The organism is Bacteroidota bacterium (genome assembly GCA_008933805.1).
GTDB lineage: Bacteria > Bacteroidota > Bacteroidia > UBA8524 > UBA8524 > SB11.
In genome coordinates this window covers 12,123-29,744 of sequence record WBUH01000026.1, presented here as the reverse complement: position 1 = coordinate 29,744, position 17,622 = coordinate 12,123, and the positions used below count along the sequence as shown (strand labels likewise).

15 protein-coding genes are annotated in these 17,622 nt (G+C 40.2%); 6 read left to right on the top strand and 9 right to left on the bottom strand.

Translation table 11 applies throughout. The annotated features are described in order from the left end of the window. Positions 1 to 528 precede the first annotated feature (528 nt). From F9K23_18140 to F9K23_18120, 5 genes are all read right to left on the bottom strand, one after another. On the bottom strand, positions 529 to 1,239 hold the full coding sequence (locus F9K23_18140; protein ID KAB2913048.1) for a DUF1275 domain-containing protein: 711 nt from the start codon (positions 1,237 to 1,239) through the stop codon (positions 529 to 531). A gap of 1 nt (position 1,240) precedes the next feature. Further along, complete coding sequence (locus F9K23_18135) at positions 1,241 to 1,702, bottom strand: hypothetical protein (GenBank protein ID KAB2913047.1); 462 nt, start codon at positions 1,700 to 1,702, stop codon at positions 1,241 to 1,243. 4 nt (positions 1,703 to 1,706) lie between these two features. Continuing rightward, positions 1,707 to 2,192, bottom strand: a complete 486-nt coding sequence (locus tag F9K23_18130; protein KAB2913046.1) for a hypothetical protein — start codon at positions 2,190 to 2,192, stop codon at positions 1,707 to 1,709. 86 nt (positions 2,193 to 2,278) lie between these two features. Beyond that, positions 2,279 to 3,652, bottom strand: a complete 1,374-nt coding sequence (locus tag F9K23_18125; protein ID KAB2913045.1) for a HAMP domain-containing protein — start codon at positions 3,650 to 3,652, stop codon at positions 2,279 to 2,281. After that, positions 3,636 to 4,352, bottom strand: a complete 717-nt coding sequence (locus F9K23_18120; protein ID KAB2913044.1) for a response regulator transcription factor — start codon at positions 4,350 to 4,352, stop codon at positions 3,636 to 3,638. Before F9K23_18120 ends, F9K23_18125 begins: the two co-directional genes overlap by 17 nt. 841 nt (positions 4,353 to 5,193) lie before the next feature. On the opposite strand from F9K23_18120, the gene F9K23_18115 reads away from it, so the two are divergent. From F9K23_18115 to F9K23_18105, 3 genes are all read left to right on the top strand, one after another. Continuing rightward, entirely contained in the window at positions 5,194 to 6,234 is a 1,041-nt protein-coding gene (locus F9K23_18115; protein ID KAB2913043.1) for a pesticidal protein Cry7Aa, read from the top strand. Further along, positions 6,227 to 8,482, top strand: coding sequence for a glycosyltransferase (locus tag F9K23_18110; GenBank protein ID KAB2913042.1), 2,256 nt, complete (start codon positions 6,227 to 6,229; stop codon positions 8,480 to 8,482). The genes F9K23_18115 and F9K23_18110 overlap by 8 nt, the downstream gene beginning before the upstream one ends. An 86-nt stretch (positions 8,483 to 8,568) precedes the next feature. Then, positions 8,569 to 8,814 carry a hypothetical protein gene (locus F9K23_18105; GenBank protein KAB2913041.1) on the top strand — a complete coding sequence of 82 codons (246 nt, stop codon included), beginning with the start codon at positions 8,569 to 8,571 and terminating at the stop codon, positions 8,812 to 8,814. Positions 8,815 to 8,883: 69 nt separating this feature from the next. Here the strand turns inward: F9K23_18105 and F9K23_18100 are convergent, their stop codons facing one another. Next, positions 8,884 to 10,062, bottom strand: a complete 1,179-nt coding sequence (locus F9K23_18100; protein KAB2913040.1) for an acetyl-CoA C-acyltransferase — start codon at positions 10,060 to 10,062, stop codon at positions 8,884 to 8,886. A gap of 205 nt (positions 10,063 to 10,267) precedes the next feature. Between F9K23_18100 and F9K23_18095 the strand changes: the two genes are divergently transcribed. Further along, entirely contained in the window at positions 10,268 to 11,026 is a 759-nt protein-coding gene (locus tag F9K23_18095) for a universal stress protein (GenBank protein ID KAB2913039.1), read from the top strand. Here F9K23_18095 and F9K23_18090 read toward each other — a convergent pair whose 3' ends face one another. Beyond that, positions 11,027 to 12,871 carry a T9SS type A sorting domain-containing protein gene (locus F9K23_18090; protein ID KAB2913038.1) on the bottom strand — a complete coding sequence of 615 codons (1,845 nt, stop codon included), beginning with the start codon at positions 12,869 to 12,871 and terminating at the stop codon, positions 11,027 to 11,029. Then, entirely contained in the window at positions 12,868 to 13,458 is a 591-nt protein-coding gene (locus tag F9K23_18085; protein KAB2913049.1) for a YigZ family protein, read from the bottom strand. Before F9K23_18085 ends, F9K23_18090 begins: the two co-directional genes overlap by 4 nt. A gap of 152 nt (positions 13,459 to 13,610) precedes the next feature. On the opposite strand from F9K23_18085, the gene F9K23_18080 reads away from it, so the two are divergent. Then, positions 13,611 to 14,576 (top strand): hypothetical protein, encoded by a 966-nt coding sequence (locus F9K23_18080; protein ID KAB2913037.1) that lies wholly within the window; start codon positions 13,611 to 13,613, stop codon positions 14,574 to 14,576. On the opposite strand, the gene F9K23_18075 is transcribed toward F9K23_18080, so the two are convergent. Further along, positions 14,533 to 15,276: an RNA methyltransferase gene (locus tag F9K23_18075; GenBank protein ID KAB2913036.1), complete on the bottom strand. Its 744-nt coding sequence runs from the start codon at positions 15,274 to 15,276 to the stop codon at positions 14,533 to 14,535. The two genes, F9K23_18080 and F9K23_18075, sit on opposite strands and share 44 nt — an antisense overlap. A gap of 12 nt (positions 15,277 to 15,288) precedes the next feature. Between F9K23_18075 and F9K23_18070 the strand changes: the two genes are divergently transcribed. Then, a complete protein-coding gene (locus F9K23_18070) occupies positions 15,289 to 17,616 on the top strand; it encodes a BamA/TamA family outer membrane protein (protein KAB2913035.1) in 2,328 nt (775 codons plus the stop codon). Positions 17,617 to 17,622 lie beyond the last annotated feature (6 nt).

The following is a 17,622-nucleotide window of genomic DNA, read 5'->3' as shown; positions in this document are numbered from 1 at the left end:
ACGATGGGATTTTTTGTTTTATACTATTTCACTTTGAACGATAGCGCATCCCGACTTAGGTCGGGAAGGTCGTGGGTTCAAATCCCGCCACTCCGACTTAAACATACTAACCCCAAAAATCCCATCAAAAAACGATGGGATTTTTTTATTTTATACTATTTCACGTTGAGCGATAGCGCATCCCGACTTAGGTCGGGAAGGTCGTGGGTTCAAATCCCGCCACTCCGACTTAAACATACTAACCCCAAAATCCCATCACAAAACGATGGGATTTTTTGTTTTATACTATTTCATTTTGAACGATAGCGCATCCCGACTTAGGTCGGGAAGGTCGTGGGTTCAAATCCCGCCACTCCGACTTAAACATACTAACCCCAAAAATCCCATCACAAAACGATGGGATTTTTTGTTTATATGCCTCTCTAATAAAGAAACCCGGTCTGCGAGCGGGTTTCTGCATAACAAAACAAGCTATCACATACCTGTTAAATATTGCTAATTAACCATCTATCCTCCTTCTGTCTTGCCTTAGCAGGGCTCATCCTTGCTTTTAAGTTTAAAATAATCGTACAGAATAATTCCGCCCAGCACTACACAAACAATATAAAACACAATAAACTGAATGTTTAAGTATAGTACTCCCGCCAAAATTCCCCCACACAGATACGCAGTAACAATGCTTAATAACAACTTGGCCCTATCACGCAAAGATTTATCCCTTCTGAATTTTTGTTTGGTAAACATTGAGAAGATAATCCCCAAATCTGTGGTTAATCCCGTAAGGTGGGTAGTCTTTACCAGAAAATTTGAAACACTGGCCGTTAGTCCGTTTTGTAAACCCATAGCAAACAGCATCAGCGCAACAAGAATTTCGGTTTCTGTAAGTGTCTCTTTGTAAAAAAACTGCCCGTAACTTCCTACCAAAAACAAACAAAAAATCTCAATAGATAGCGGGGTTACGTGTGCTAAAAAGGGTTTTTTAGTATTAATTATTATTACATTGGATACAAAATTCCCGAAAAAGAAAAGGAATATCCACCCAAAAACCACCCCTGCTTGATACCAATTGCCCTTTGCAATCTCTTCGGCCAATATTGCATAATGGCCTGTAACATTAGAGGTAAAGGCAAAAAATATCATCAACGATGCCACATTGGCCATCCCTGCTGAAAACGCAGTTAATGAACCTAATTTAATATTATCCGAAAGCGTTCTAAACTTACTATACTCTGTTAACATACTATATCCTCTCAAACGTCATCTTTACTATACCTTTCACTTGCAGATCTATATCAAAATACAATACCAGCTTGTTATTGTTTAATTCCGATAAATCGTAATACTCTGTTTTATTATCCTGATAGTTCAGCTTAAGGATATGCCCTCTTCCTTTAAGCTTCCAATCAAGAGCAGTAGATGGCTTATTACCGTTGTGCAAATAGAGTTTACCGTCAGAAGTAAACCTCCAAACCTCAGCCTTATGAATAATAAGGTTCTCCATAATCTCAGTTTTCACGTTATCATCTATCAGCTTCGTAAAGCTTTCACCATCGTTGGTTTTATTCACCTTTTCATACTCCCACGATACTTCCTTCCATGAACCTACAATTGCCTCCTCAGGGCTTTTACCACTAGTTACCAACAGGATAAAAAAGCCTGTAATCGCGGCAAAAATGATTATATACAACGCTCTTATTTTCATAACTCTATAAATCAAACAACAACTCCGAAACATGATTTTTTTCGGGTAAACCCGCGCTTATTGCCCAATCATACTCTATCACCTTCAAATCACTTTTTCTGATAAACTTCATTATATCAAACCCATTATCCCCTGTTGATTTCAAGCGGTAACTCTTGGGAACTACAGCTTTGGCAATGCGATATCCCCCGATAAAATTCTGAAAGGCGGCTTGGTTATAGCCTAAAAATAAATCGGCATTAATTGTTATTCTTTGGTGGGTATATTTATTCCTTAAGATGGTTAGCCCCTCATTAAATTCTTTGCCGGCCAGTTTGCTTAATTGGGCTGCCTTTGAAAAAAACAATAATTCGGTGATTGAAAGAGGCATCCTGTATCCGTGAACCAAAAGCAGGTTTACTTCAGCATCAGGGTTTTGCTGCAAGAACTTTTTAACAGTAAATAATGACTCAACCGTAAAATCAGTCGGAACGATGATATTCTCCCCCATATAATTTTCTCCTTTTCAGGTGCAAAATTCATACGGGACCATTAGACGGGTCTTAAGATGAAATTAGAATAACATTAGAATGTTGTTTAAATACTGAAATTACCTAATGGCAATTTAATCTCGACAGTGGTTCCCTGGCTATGCAATGAATACACATTGATATCGCCGGAGTGTATCTTGATAATATTGCGTGCCAACGGCAACCCTATACCGTACCCCTCAAACTGCTTGGTGTTTGAAGCCCTGAAGAATGGGTCGTAAATGTACTGCAACTCATTTTCAGGTATGCCTATGCCGTTATCCTTTACTGCAACAATTATCTTATCAGCAGTAGCCCCTAACGAAACCGTTACAAGCTGATTTCTTGAATATTTACAAGCATTGCCTACAACATTTGTAAGAGCTAAGTGCAGCAACTGCTCATTTCCTTTCACCTTCAACTTTTCAGGAGTCTCTGGTAATAAACTAAAATCGATGTGGATTTTACTGACAGGATATAACTTTTCAATGGTAAGCTTAACATCCAAAATAAGCTGGTCTATCCTTACCTTATCAAACTTTTGCGACTTACCATTAAACCCTGTTTGTGCCAAAAACAACAAAGCTTGTACCTTTTTATCCAGCTTCTCAGCCTCATGTAAGATAATAGTAAGCGACTCTACATACTCTTCCTGACTACGGCTTTTTGATAAGGTTACATCCGCTTGCCCGATAATGGAGGTAAGCGGTGTATTAAACTCATGTGAGGCGTTACTTACAAAGTTGTTTTGGGTTTCAAACGAAGTTTGCAATCTATCCAGCATGTCATTAAACGTGCGGGCAAGGTTGGCGAACTCGTCGTTTTGACTGGGCAAACTCAACCTCAAACTCAGGTTTTCCGACCCTATTTTTTTAACCTTATTGGTTATTTGCTGTATGGGTTTAATAATCTTTTTAGTTACCCAAAACGATGCCAGCAAAATAAACAACACACTCACCAATATCAGTGTAATCAATACATTGCGCAGGTATGCTATATGGTGAGTATTGTAATAGTTTTCAGCCGATACTATTACAGCATATTCCTTTTCGCCTGATTTATATTTAATTCCTGCAAAAAAGGTATTACCCTTCTGATAGTTACCGGTCCCGTTTGCAATTATTTCTTTTATAAACGACACGGGAACTTTAGTATTTGCAGCTTCTTTATCTAATGAAGTGGTTGAGGTAATTTCGAAAATATGATCTTGTTCATTGGTTAGTTTCTCTAAATACTCGCTTTTTAATTCTTTAATTGAAGCTGTATTTTTCTGAAAATCCAACTCAACTTTGGCTGTGGTTGCAGCCCGTATCTCAAGCCGTTTATAAAAATCAGCAAATGAATATTGCGAGATAGAAAAATAAACAAACGCACTAAAAATAAGTGTATAGGTTATAAATATAACCAACAACAGCACAACTATTTTAATTTGTATTTTCATCGCTCTCTCTTAATGAATATCCCATTCCTATCATGGTTTGTATTAATCTGGGCATATTATTTTTCTCAAGTTTCTTTCTCAAATAATTAATATACACATCCACCACATTGGTACCTATATCAAAATTAATCCCCCAAACCTCCTCTAATAATTCTGTACGGCTAAACACCTTTTTAGGTGCTTTTATAAATGTATACAGCAATCTGTATTCTGTAGATGTAAGCGACACTTCCTGCGCATTCCGCTTTACTGCCTTTAGGTTATTATCCAACTCTAAATCTGCAAACCGGTAAACATCCTCTTCATTAGATTCAATATTTGGTTGTTGACTGTAATTATCAACCCTGCGCAAAAGTGTGTTTATACGTGCTACCAACTCAATAAACTTAAACGGCTTCACTAAATAATCATCAGCTCCCGTATTAAGCCCCAAAACAATGTTTTCGGCACTTCCCAAGGCGGTTAAAAACAACACAGGAGTTAACTGGTCGGTTTCACGAATTTTCTTGCACACATCCAGCCCGCTCACATCGGGCAGCATTATATCTAATACAATTAAATCGAACGACGATTTTTCGAACATACTTAAGCCCGATTCACCGTTTAGCGCAACGGCTACTTCAAAACCATTTTCTGTAAGTCCTTTGTATATAAAGGAGCACACGTTGGGATCGTCTTCTATTAAGAGAATTTTTTTCAAATAACTATTTGATTTAGGTGCGTAGTTACCCGCAATATTGCAAGATACTCAGTTAACCCCTTTGCGCAAAACCCATGCCTGCATATACCTATAACTCCATAGCTTATAATAAAAGGCATTCCTAAGTATTCCGAAACAGGATTGTATGAGTTTGTTTACTGTTTAGATACGCCCAATAACCCTGACCGATGCACCACCGCTATGGTGTTGAAATGCTATAGATGATGGTACTATGCAAGCATATTTCACCTATAATTTACTAAGAAAATGGGCGGGGAGGCCATTGAGAAATGGAAAGATTTTATACTTAAAAGCAAGGACTAACCTTGCTAAGGCAACACAGAAGGAGTATCGATGATTAATAGCAGTACTCAGCACACATGCTATAGTTTGTTGTGTATGCAGAAGCCCTATCTGCGAGCGGGATTTCTTTTCTAGAGGGGTATAACACAAAATTCCATCACAAAAGATGGGCATTTTGCTTCACCTTTCCATAGTAAACACCTCTTAAAAGTCCGTTTACTTCACCCTTTATCAGCTAAATCTACACGCCTTTGCAATTACTTCACAGTAAAACGTATAGCGATTCATCAAAAAAAATTGCGTACCTTGCAATCTACAGTCCCTTTCTTTATACATTCTCATCGTTACACATCTGTATAGTACTTAGGGTATCCTTCTACAATCATCACTTCACATAGTGTAGGCCGGTTCACACTTTAAAAGCAAACCGGTGCCATGTCTTTAAGGCATCTATAATCTAAAGAATGCTTGGCTTTCATTGCATGCTTTCCTTTATACACTTTGGTATTCCTTGCAATCATTTTAAACTCTCACAACTATGTTATCCGTAAAAAAAGAAGGTGTCTTATTAGAAAGTTCCTCGTTTGGTTTTGAAAAAGAAGGTGTGCTCAACCCTGCCGTAATAGCCGAAGGAAACACGGTTCATCTTTTTTACCGTGCAGTGGCCAAAGAAAATTATTCAAGTATCGGTTATTGCAGGCTTGATGGGCCACTAACAGTAGTAGAACGAAGCGACACCCCCATTCTTATTCCCCAAGCAAACTATGAATCAAGCGGTGTTGAAGACCCCAGAATTGTAAAAATAGACGACCTCTATTACTTAACCTACACAGCATACGATGGGGTAAATGCATTGGGGGCATTAGCTACATCACTTAACCTCACTGATTTTTTGAAACACGGGCTCATCACTCCCCAAATTCAGTACAGTAAATTTAGAAGACTGGTTAATAGCAAAGCTCCGATAAACGTAAAGTATTCCCGTTTTAACAAGCAAAACAGCCTAAAGATAAAAGACGAAAAGCCTGTATATGTTTGGAGCAAAAACGTAGTGTTTTTTCCCCGCAGAATTAATAACAAACTCTGCTTCCTGCAACGCATAAAACCTGATATTCAAATAGTTTACATTGACCGCTTAGACGATTTAACGGAGGAATATTGGGAAAACTACTTTTTGCACTTTGATTCAAAGATTATACTTGAACCCCAATACCCCCATGAAATAAGTTATATAGGTGGCGGTTGCCCTCCCATTGAAACCGAGCACGGATGGCTTTTAATCTATCACGGAGTGCAAGATACAGCGCAAGGATATGAATACTCTGCGTGCGTGGCGCTATTACACCTTGATAACCCTGAAAAAGTAATTGCCCGCCTGCCCTACGCATTGTTTTCACCCGAACTTGATTATGAACGCGTGGGAAAAGTAAACAACGTTTGTTTCCCCTCCGGAACGGTTGTATTTGACGACACTTTATACATTTACTACGGTGCTGCCGACACTACCGTTGCCTGTGCTTCCGTTAGCTTAACTGCTCTTCTCAAAGAACTTTCAGAAAATACCATTGCACATGAATAGAAATAGAACTTCGGAAATTCTGATAATTTCCTCCTACCCACCCAGAGAGTGTGGTATTGCAACCTACACCCAAGATTTACTGAGGGCACTAAAAAACAAATTCAATAACTCATTTAAGATACAGGTTTGCGCAATTGAATCTGAAAGCGAAAAACACAATTATACTGACGAGGTAAACTACGTATTAGATACGTCTGATAGCCATTCATACGAAGAACTGGCGCAGCGTATTAAAAGTGATAATTTAAAATTCGTTTTAATACAACATGAATTTGGTTTTTTTAAAAGCCACGAAGATGACTTACTAAAATTAGTAACAACCATTAAAGCACCTGTGTGCATCACATTTCATACGGTATTACCCAACCCTGATAGCACGCTTATACTACATGTACAAGAATTGGCAAAAGTGTGTGAGTCGATTATTGTGATGACTAAAGCCGCTTTGGAATTTCTGCAAAAAGACTACCAAATACCCGGTCATAAAATTTCGGTAATTCCCCACGGCACACACTTAGTGCAATACATGTCCAAATCATTATTAAAGCGCGCACATGGGTTTATCGGCAAAAAAATACTCTCAACCTTTGGACTCATAAGTTCCGGCAAAAGCATTGAAACTACCTTAAAAGCATTACCTGAAATTATCAGTAAAAACCCCGAAGTTTTATTTTTGGTAATAGGCAAAACCCATCCAACAGTGGTAAAGCATGAAGGCGAGAAGTACCGAAATATGCTTGAAGCTAAAGTAACTGAATTAAAGCTGGAAGGGCACGTCAAATTCATCAATAAATACCTTCCGCTGCATGATTTATTAGAATATTTACAGCTAACTGATATTTATTTATTTACCTCAAAAGACCCTAACCAAGTTGTAAGCGGCACATTTTCGTACGCAATAAGTTGCGGCTGTGCTGTTATTTCAACTCCAATACCGCACGCAAAAGAAGTTTTATGTGATAACGCGGGGATACTTTTTGATTTTGAAAACTCCCAACAATTAAGCACACAAGTAAACCGATTACTTGATGATAAAGTATTACAAAAAAATTTAGGATTAAACGGGTTGCATAAAATTGCATCAACATCGTGGGAGAATGTGGCCATTGCCCACGCCATGATTTTTAAAAAATCCATCGACCCCGGGATTAATTTACAGTATAATCTGCCCGAAATTAATCTTACACACCTTAAAAATATGACTACTGATTTTGGAATCATACAGTTTTCTAAAATCAACCATCCCGATATTCATTCAGGATATACTATTGATGATAATGCAAGGGCATTGATTGCCATGTGTATGCACTATGAAGCAACCGGAGACCTTGAAGATTTAACATACCTATCAAAATACCTGCATTTTATTGAATACTGTTTGCAAGAGAACGGCAGTTTTTTAAATTATTTGAATAAAGAAAAAGAATTTACTAAACAGAATAACACAGTTAATTTAGACGATGCCAATGGAAGAGCAATATGGGCTCTTGGGTTTTTAGCTAAACACAAAGATATACTACCCAAAACACTTACCGATACCGCTAACCGTATATTGCTTCAAACTCTAAAAACGGTTGACGGCATGAATTCTACTCGCGCAATTGCCTTCACAATCAAGGGGATTGCACATTACCATGAGGTCAAGCCTACATTTAATAATATCGCACTAATTGATAAACTTGCCAGCAAACTGGAGCGTATGTATGCTCATGAAAGTGATGAAAACTGGCGATGGTTTGAAAGCTATCTAACGTATGGCAACAGCATTTTACCGGAGGCTATGCTGTATGCCTATACAGTAACTAATAATATAAATTATAAAACAATTGCAAAATCATCGTTCGATTTTTTGCTTGAAAATACATTTACAAAAACAAGAATTAAACTGATATCAAACAAAGGCTGGCTTAAAAAGGGCAGTAAATCTGCTGATTACGGAGAGCAACCTATTGATGCAGCGTACACAATTTTAGCACTAAACAAGTTTAACGATGTATTTAACGATAGCGACTATTTAGATAAAATGAAAACTGCCTTTAATTGGTTCTTGGGCAACAATCACCTGCACCAAATTATTTATAACCCTTGTACAGGCGGATGCTACGACGGCTTGGAAGAAAACCATATTAATCTTAACCAAGGTGCTGAATCAACCATCAGCTACCTTATGGCGCGTTTAACTATTGAAAAGCACACCTCGGCTAAGCATTATCATAATGCAACAAATGAAACTGCAATAAATGCTTAACACTGATAGCTACAAAAAAACTGACAACGATTGATATTGATACTATTTATAACACAATATTCTGAAACCATAAAAACCCCAATCTTATGAGAAATTTATTATTTATTGGCGTTTATGCCAAAAACCAAACAGGTGCCAAATCAAAACTATACATACCCATACATTACATTAAAGGGCTTGAACCGATAACAGATAATGTTGAAGACGGTATTGATGAGTACCTTGTTTATTTTACCCCTGAGGTTAACTTTCATAACCCTGAATGGCAATACTGCACCTCGCTGCCAATGAAATACAGGGATGAAATTATTTTCCCTTCACAAATCGACTAACCTGCATAGGAAAAAAAATCCCCGTTCCGAAGTGCTCCGAAACGGGGATTGTATGAGTTTGCGTACTGTTTAGATACGTTCGATAACCATGGCCGATGCACCACCGCCACCGTTACAGATACCGGCAGCACCTAAGCGACCGTTATTTTGTTGCAACACGTGAACAAGGGTAACCAATATACGGGCACCTGAGCAACCCAATGGATGACCAAGGGCAACAGCACCACCGTTTACGTTAACTTTAGCAGGGTCAAGACCTAATATTTTGTTATTAGCTACTGATACTACTGAGAATGCTTCGTTAATCTCAAAAAAGTCGATATCATCTTTGCTAACACCTGCTTTTGCAAATGCTTTAGGAAGAGCTTTAGCGGGTGCGGTAGTAAACCACTCAGGCTCTTGTGCAGCATCAGCATAGCTGCGGATAACTGCCAATGGCTTAATGCCCAATTCTTTTGCTTTATCAGCGCTCATCAGCACCAATGCAGCAGCACCGTCATTTATTGATGAAGCGTTAGCAGCAGTTACAGTACCGTCTTTTTGGAATACAGGGCGCAAACCGGGTATTTTTTCAAAAAACACGTTTTTGTATTCTTCGTCTTTGTTTACCAAGGTAACATCACCTTTACGGCCAACTACCTCAACTGGAACGATTTCAGCATCAAATTTACCTGCATCCCAAGCGGCAGCAGCACGTTTGTATGAATCAATTGCGTGTGCATCTTGCTCTTCGCGGCTAATTTCATATTTAGTAGCGCAAAGCTCAGCACTGTTACCCATTAGGTTGTTGTGGTAAACGTCGGTCAAACCGTCTTTAACAATACCGTCAATAGTTTGTCCGTGGCCATACTTATAACCGTAACGTCCGTTATCAAGGTAGTAAGGAGTTTGGCTCATGCTCTCCATACCGCCTGAAACTACTATGTCATTATCACCCAACATAATGCTTTGGGCAGCCAACATGGTGGCTTTAAGTCCTGATGCACATACCTTGTTTACAGTGGTGCAAGGAACAGTATTAGGTAAACCTGCAAAAATGGCAGTTTGCCTAGCAGGAGCTTGTCCTAAATTGGCCTGTAATACACAGCCCATAAATAACTCGTCAACTTGTTCAGGATTAATTCCTGCACGTTTCACAGCCTCTTTAACTGCGGTGGCGCCAAGTTTTGTAGCACCAACTGATGATAATGCGCCACCAAAGCTACCAATGGGAGTGCGGACTGCGGAAACGATATAAACTTCTTTCATTTTATAATTTATTGATTATCAGTAATATGAATATTTTTTGAATATTCAGGCACAAAGTTGCGCCATTATCCTTATTTTTAAAAACAAATTTTTCCTCATTTTCAGGCTTTGGGTGTAACCTTTTGATGGTTTTTATCGTTAGTATTAAAAAAAAGTTGTAACTTGACAACACGAACAAGCGCATACTATCCTAAAACTATAGCCGATGAGTAATATCTTCACAAAAACCCTAGCCCTAATTTACGGTAGCCAAAATGATGCCGCAGTGTTAGAAGGTGCTATTAATTTTAGCAAAGCCTTTGGCACACAACTGGTTATTGGCACCACCGGTGAAGGAAGCCGAAACAGCGCTTCCGTAATCTCTAATGCTATCGCAAACCTTGTAAACAAGCCGACTCAAATCACTCTTGCCGATGAAAACTACAAAACGGCAGCAAAAGTGGTTGACGAAATTGAAGCCGACTTGGTGGTTGTATCTAACAGCAAACACACACAAAGTCTTGTTGACTCTTTGAAAGTTCCTGTTTTATCAATTCTTAAAGAATTTAAACAAGGGCTGATTAAAAACATTTTGATGCCTTTGCACGACGACCCGGGTACACGTCAGAAAATACCTGTGGCCACCGAAATATCAAAAGTTTTCGGAGCAGGCATACATGTTCTTGTGGTTACTGGCACCAACCCTGAGGAGATTACAAAACTAAAAACATACGCGTACCAAGCCGAAAAGTACATCCACGATAAAGGCGGCCGCTGCACTTATCAGATTGAAACCGGCAAAAAAGTGGTTGATGAAACCATACGCGTAGGTGACTCTTCGGGTGCTGATTTGATTATCATCATGAACGAACGCGACGGAGGCTGGTTTAACAAAGCCCGAAGCGAACAGATTATGAGCGGTTCTACAGTGCCTGTTTTGGTGGTTGAACCTAAAGACACCACTATTTCATACGCACAATTGTAATTAATACCGTATTAGTTTCTGTGTTTGGATATTTCCCTCTCCATCATTGATTTGAAGGAAATAAATCCCTGAGGCTAAATGTTGGCCGTTAATGGTTACATTTTGACCCTGCACAGGCAACCAACGTGAGATAAGTTTACCGCTTATATCAATTAAACTAACTGTATAAGAATTGCTATTTGAGAATATTACTTCAACAACACCTGTGCCTGCTGCAAAGGCATAGGTGTTATTTATCCTCACACCATCCAAAGCTAAATCACCACCCTCATTAACTGATTGGGTACAACCTTCGGCAGGCCCTTGCAAAATACCTGAAAGCGCAAACGCACATTGTATGTTTTTGCTATGCACACCTCCATACTTAATAGAGTCTATTTGTTGTACCGCTTTTGCAAGCTGTGGCATAGTGATATTCGCTGCGAGGCGGTAAAGGGTTTCAAGCATCAATTTATCGGCAATTTCTTTGCCTACATCATCGTATAAACGCATGAATGAGGTTGACCATAATTGACCATCTGCCCAAATACTGTTGGTTAAATTGGGATACATGGTTAAATAATTAACCGTACGTCCCTGCCATCCCCCATTGTTTCCGTCCCATGAAAACACCTTTGTCCAGTTATACGCATCAATAGCTTTGGTGTACGATACGGCAAAATAATCACCTAAACCTTCATCAAGAGCAACACGTTCATGCCCGAAAGCCGAATTGGGCGATGCTCCGTGTGACAGTGCATGGCCAAACTCGTGTATCACCACTTCAGCATCTTCAGCATCGGGTATTCCACCATCACCGAACTGCAATGAAGGGGGATTATCCCCCGGCGTAAATTTCGAGTTCTCAGCCCCGTTAAAGGCATGGGCATCTACCTGAAGCCTATATCCGGGTAAACTGGTATAACCCAAACTGTGCACGTAATCTTTATAGGTATTGAGATGATAAAACGCATTCGTCTCGCCAAATGAAAAATGGTCGCGGCTAAATTTAAACGTATCCCCCAAATGCACCCTTGTAGGTGGCCAAACAGGGCTTGAAATCTCATTAAGGTAAAACGAACTGTTGGATAAAATCATCGAATCCCCCAAAAGATCAACCCTCACGGTACGCTTTTTAAGTTCGGCGTGCAATTGGGGATTATCTTGTCGTCCGTTGTTGCTATATGCCCCGCCGTAAGCAACATGAGCTGTGGTTAGCGGGTCAGGGTCGTACACATACACATTTGCGGGTGTATCCGCAGCCAAATGACTTTCCATCGGCCTTGTAAACAGCAAAGTGCCGTCAGCACCAAACAGTAATTGATTTACACTGTGCTTTTCATTGTCTTTCAACGTAAGGAAAAAAGCAGGCACGGGTTTTTCACCGTTATCTACCCAAACCGATTGGTTTTCAGCAAGTGTTAATTGTGGGTATTTGTTGGTATAAAACTGTGTGATAAAATCTTTGGTGGGCAATACTCGCACATCAGCAGTTGCCAAATTTGCGATGTTATGGTACGCATAGCGGATAACGCTCGCCTTATCTACAAACACTTTAATGCTTTTGCTGTAGAGCGGCGCACCCAAGTAATGTACTTCATAGGTATAATAAGTTCCGTCAGGGCTTGTGCGTTGGATAACGTTTGCCAGCGTGTAATCGGCGGCTCCTTTCAAAAACTGTTTTGCTGCCCACTCTCCTACTTTATCGGCAGTATTATCAACAGAAGCAGACAAGAAAAACTGCTCACCGGTAAAATAATCAATCTTTTGCTGCAAGGCAGGAACAGGAGCTAAGTTTTGCGCCGAAACATGCATTCCAAGCCCTGCAAATAGTGATATAGCAACTACAAATTTTGAAAGTCTCATTGATACCCGATAAATTTAAGTTCGAAATTACGGAAGTCGTGCCAAAGGTTATTCACCTCTTCTACCTTCGATTTTCGCACGGTAAAACTAACGGTGGCCTTCTCCTGTTTATCTACTGACGAAATATTTCCGCCAAGGGTTCTTAAAAATCTAAAAACATCATTTTCAACCCCGTAATCATATACCGCCTCAAAAACTCCTTCAATTTGTTTCTCTTCTTTTCCGGCATCGTCAAGAGCAAGTTTTGCGGCTTCGCCATAGGCAGTAATCAACCCGCCTGCCCCCAATAATGTACCGCCAAAGTACCGCACCACTACTACTAATGTATTGGTCAACCCTTTGGATAGTATTTGCCTTAAAATCGGCTTGCCCGCGGTGTTTGCCGGCTCACCATCATCATTGGCCCGTTGTGCGCTTTTATCAGGGTTCAGAATCCAAGCGTAACAATGGTGGGTAGCATCGGAGTATTGCTTTTTCAGTTCATCCAAGCATTTTTTAATATCCCCCTCAGTAAACACAACAAAAGCATAGGCAAAAAATTTGCTTCCCCTGTCTTTAAACAAGGCGTGTCCGCTTTTTGCGGGAATGGTATAAGTATCGTCAAACAGCACGGTTATCTATAAATCAATCCTTACAAAAATGGTGAAATTGAATTCAGCAGCGAAATTTATTCATCCGTTATCCTATTCCCGATAAAAACAATTTACTTTGGCACGGTTTCGTTGGATATATATCATACATGGAGAAAACGTTAAAAATTACCCTTTTGCTGGTGTGCCTGCTGCCCTCGTTTTTTGGCAAAGCACAAACCGACAATACTGATTCATCCTCTAAGAATATTTTTGTTGAAAACGCACCTCCGCTTTCACCGTTAGACTCGTTAATTTTTTACGAACGCCGATTGATAGGCTTAGGCCAAAGCATTATAACTGCCCGCAGTCAAGAAGAGCGGGTTACTTCTACTTACTTTTTTGCAAAAACCCTGATTGCCGCCCTTAAACAACCCGGCTCGTTTGATTATCCGTTTGATTCAGCAGCAAGGTATGTATCCATTCTTACCCCGCCTGATAAAAGTTTCCGCATATTTACATGGAGCCTGAAATGGGGTAAAGACTCATTGGTAACCGCGGACTCGTTTGAGTTTTACGGAGCTATACAAAAACAAAACGCAGATAAATTAGAACTGTACGGCTTGTACGACAGCTCTGCCCGTTTGGGCAAACCCGAGCATATACAACTAAGCAACCGCTTTTGGTACGGGGCTTTGTATTACCAGATTATTGAAACTAAGCATAAGAAACAAAAGTATTATACGCTATTGGGCTGGGACGGGCATACAATGGCCAGCAGCCGAAAAATTGCCGATGTACTGGTGTTTGACGAAATGGGAAAACCCCGCTTTGGTGCCCCCATTTTTGAAATGGAAGAGAACGTGCCGCCACAACATCGGGTGATATTTGAGTTTAGAGACGATGCGGTAATGACGCTTCGTTACATTAAAAAGAAAGATTTGATTGCTTTTGAACACCTGATACCGCCTGATAATAACAGTATAGGTATGTACGAGACTTATTTGCCTGACGGCAGTTTTGACTATTTTATCTTTAAAAAAGGAAAATGGAAAAAGAAGGAGATGTTGTTTGAAAACGTGAAGAACATCCCTATGGAAGAATTCTCGCCAGGTTATCAACAATCACAGCCGTAGCCACCCCTGCATTCAGCGATTCAGCCCCTCCCCTACGGGGTATGCTTATTTTATTAGCTGAAAGGGCAATTATTTCATCGCTTACCCCTTTACCTTCGTTCCCGATGATGATTATCGGATTATTAACCTGTTTGATGTTGTACACGGGTTCTCCGTCCATTACGCAGGCATACAAACGGTTTTTATAGGGTGCTAATGTAGCTTCCAAGTCCACATAGTGTACGTTCACCCTTGCGTAGCTGCCCATTGTGGCATTAATCACTTTGGGGTTAAACACATCTACACAATTAAGGCTGCAAACAATATCGTTAACCCCGTACCAATCGGCAATACGGATAATTGTACCCAAGTTCCCCGGGTCTTGAATAAAATCAAGGGCAATGGTTATCGGCTGTTCAAATACTTTATTGCTGAAGGTACTATCGGGTATTTGCACAATGGCCAACACTTTATTAGGCTGCTCAAACCCGCTTAAACGCTCCAATTCATCGTTCTTCACACGGGTAAAGGGTATTTGCCTCAACTTATGTAAATGCAAGGTTTCCCACTCGCTTGTGCCAAACACTTCAACCACCAAAAAATTACTTTGTAGCAACTCCTCAACGGCTTTTTCTCCCTCAACAATAAATTGGTTGTATTTTTGCCTGAACTTTTTTGAACGCAGCGACTTTACCAGTTGAATTTGGGATTTTGTAAGCATGTAAACTATAATATGGTTACGGTGGCAAAGGTATTGCCTGCCGTGGTTTTTTTATGCATTTGTTTATCGGGCTGCAGATTAACCCAAGAACTTAAAGAAGATGAACTACTGGTAAACAAAGTTAAAATCAAGGGAATTGAAGATAATACCTTAGAAGACGGGGCAAAACTGCTGCAAAAACAAAAGCCCAATAAACGCCTTTTCGGGTTTTGGCGGTTTTACTTAAGAGCTTATAACTATGGAATGCGTGGTGATACTTCGCGCCGCTTTAGAAAATACATCCGCGAAAACATTGGCGAACCTCCGGTGATAATGGACACTGCCAAACTGGGTGAAACAAATCGCCAAATAAAAGCTTACCTGTTTAATAACGGTTATTTTGATGCCGATGTAAAATTCACTATTGATACTGCCGGCCGCCGTCACAAAATGGCAAGCATTACCTATTTTGTTGAGCAAAAACTCCCCTACACCATTGATACGATTGAATACAACATCGATGACCGTACACTGAATTATGTGGTGGTTGGGGATTTACAAAACTCGTTACTGAAAGAAGGCCAGATTTTCAGCAAAGAAAAAGTAGCTGAAGAACGGGAACGCATAACAAAAAAACTACGCAACGAGGGGTATTACTTTTTCAATAAAGAGTATGTACAATACACCGTAATTAATACGGGAAAAGGACACCACGTAAATGTAAATGCCCAAATACGTAATCCCGATGTTTTTGTAAGCCATAAACGGTATAAAATCAGCCGCATTTATGTGAACGTAGTAAACCCGTCAACTGATGAGTTGGAAGACTCTACGGTAGTAGGATTTAAAGAAACATCCGAAAACCTGTGGCTGAACCTTAATGGTTATCACTTGAACAAAGATGTGCTGATGCGTGAAATTGTGATACAACCGGGGGATGTATTCAGCCAAAACAATGTAGATATTACCTACAACAAACTGAACAACATACAGTTGTTGAGGCAAACCAGCATCAACTTTGAAAAAGACACTGTAGAAAACCGTTTGGTGTGCTACATTAACCTATTTCCGGGCAAACGTCACGAGTATATTCTTGAACCTCAGATTATATCATCCGACCAAAACAACGCCGTTGAGCAAAACAACTTGCGTAACTACGGTTTGGCGAATGTTATTACCTACCGCAACAGAAATCTGCTGCGCAGTGCAGAAATGCTGGAGCTTCGCTACCGTGTTTCGTTAGAAGGCCAGTTCAGAAACAACGATAGTATCCCTTTTTTCAGTAACATAGAGCATAACGTAACCACAACTTTAGCGCTGCCCCGCGCAAGGCTATTCCCCTTTTTTAAACGCTGGTTTTTATCAACCGGAGACCGTTCGTCGTTCGTAGGAAATTATATTTACGAATCAAACATCGACTTTAAGCGCAACGTGCTTTCGTTAGGTTACAACCAAACGTACTACAACATATTTAATAATTTCAACCTGTCGTTTGCCGAAGTATCGTATAACCGCACCGATGCTAAGCGCAACTTTTTAGCGTTGGTAAACCCTGCGGATAGTATTTTTATTGCCAACCTGTTTACCACCAACCTAATATTAAACTCACGCTTTACTTGGACATACAGCGACCGACCCATTAGCCGCACAGGCACTTATTTTTCATCTAAACTGATTGTAGAGTCTGCCGGGTGGACGTTGCGACATTTTATGAGGGCTACCAACCAACCCCTTCCTGCTGATGGCATTTACAAGATTGATAACGTGAACTTTGAGCAGTTTGTGAAGATTGATGCCGATGTGCGCTATACACACAGCCTAAACGAACTGAACGCGCTTGCTTACCGCGGGCACATAGGTGTAGGCCTGCCCTACGGAAACTCAACCATTATGCCCTTTGTGCGCCGTTATTTTATAGGGGGTGCTAACAGCTTACGCGGATGGCGTCCGCGTACGTTAGGACCGGGTAGTTTTGATAACAGCCTTGGCGGCGTAAGAGCCGACCGTAGCGGTGAAGTAATTATTGAGGCTCAAGCTGAATACCGCTTTACTTTGATTAGAAATTTGTTGCAAGGTGCGTTGTTTGCTGATGCGGGAAACATTTGGTACACTCATCCCTTAGCCGGAAGGCAGGGCGTTGAAATTAACCCAAATACATTTTTGGGACAAATGGCAGTGAGTGGCGGATTAGGCATTCGTTTCGATTTCTCGTTTTTTGTATTGAGGTTTGATTTCGGGGTACCCCTACGCAGTCCCGATTTACCGGCTGATGACCGCTGGTTGCTGAATGATTACGCCAACGGCTCAAAAAAGATTTTACGTTCAACCATACTTAACTTAGGATTAGGATACCCATTTTAATACATA

What these genes read in the sequence shown, in the direction of transcription:
- F9K23_18140 (KAB2913048.1), bottom strand. Translation starts at nt 1,239, where the DNA reads ATGTTAACAGAGTATAGTAAGTTTAGAACGCTTTCGGATAATATTAAA.
- F9K23_18135 (KAB2913047.1), bottom strand. Translation starts at nt 1,702, where the DNA reads ATGAAAATAAGAGCGTTGTATATAATCATTTTTGCCGCGATTACAGGC.
- F9K23_18130 (KAB2913046.1), bottom strand. Translation starts at nt 2,192, where the DNA reads ATGGGGGAGAATATCATCGTTCCGACTGATTTTACGGTTGAGTCATTA.
- F9K23_18125 (KAB2913045.1), bottom strand. Translation starts at nt 3,652, where the DNA reads ATGAAAATACAAATTAAAATAGTTGTGCTGTTGTTGGTTATATTTATA.
- F9K23_18115 (KAB2913043.1), top strand. Translation starts at nt 5,194, where the DNA reads ATGTTATCCGTAAAAAAAGAAGGTGTCTTATTAGAAAGTTCCTCGTTT.
- F9K23_18110 (KAB2913042.1), top strand. Translation starts at nt 6,227, where the DNA reads ATGAATAGAAATAGAACTTCGGAAATTCTGATAATTTCCTCCTACCCA.
- F9K23_18105 (KAB2913041.1), top strand. Translation starts at nt 8,569, where the DNA reads ATGAGAAATTTATTATTTATTGGCGTTTATGCCAAAAACCAAACAGGT.
- F9K23_18100 (KAB2913040.1), bottom strand. Translation starts at nt 10,062, where the DNA reads ATGAAAGAAGTTTATATCGTTTCCGCAGTCCGCACTCCCATTGGTAGC.
- F9K23_18095 (KAB2913039.1), top strand. Translation starts at nt 10,268, where the DNA reads ATGAGTAATATCTTCACAAAAACCCTAGCCCTAATTTACGGTAGCCAA.
- F9K23_18090 (KAB2913038.1), bottom strand. Translation starts at nt 12,871, where the DNA reads ATGAGACTTTCAAAATTTGTAGTTGCTATATCACTATTTGCAGGGCTT.
- F9K23_18080 (KAB2913037.1), top strand. Translation starts at nt 13,611, where the DNA reads ATGGAGAAAACGTTAAAAATTACCCTTTTGCTGGTGTGCCTGCTGCCC.
- F9K23_18075 (KAB2913036.1), bottom strand. Translation starts at nt 15,276, where the DNA reads ATGCTTACAAAATCCCAAATTCAACTGGTAAAGTCGCTGCGTTCAAAA.
- F9K23_18070 (KAB2913035.1), top strand. Translation starts at nt 15,289, where the DNA reads ATGGTTACGGTGGCAAAGGTATTGCCTGCCGTGGTTTTTTTATGCATT.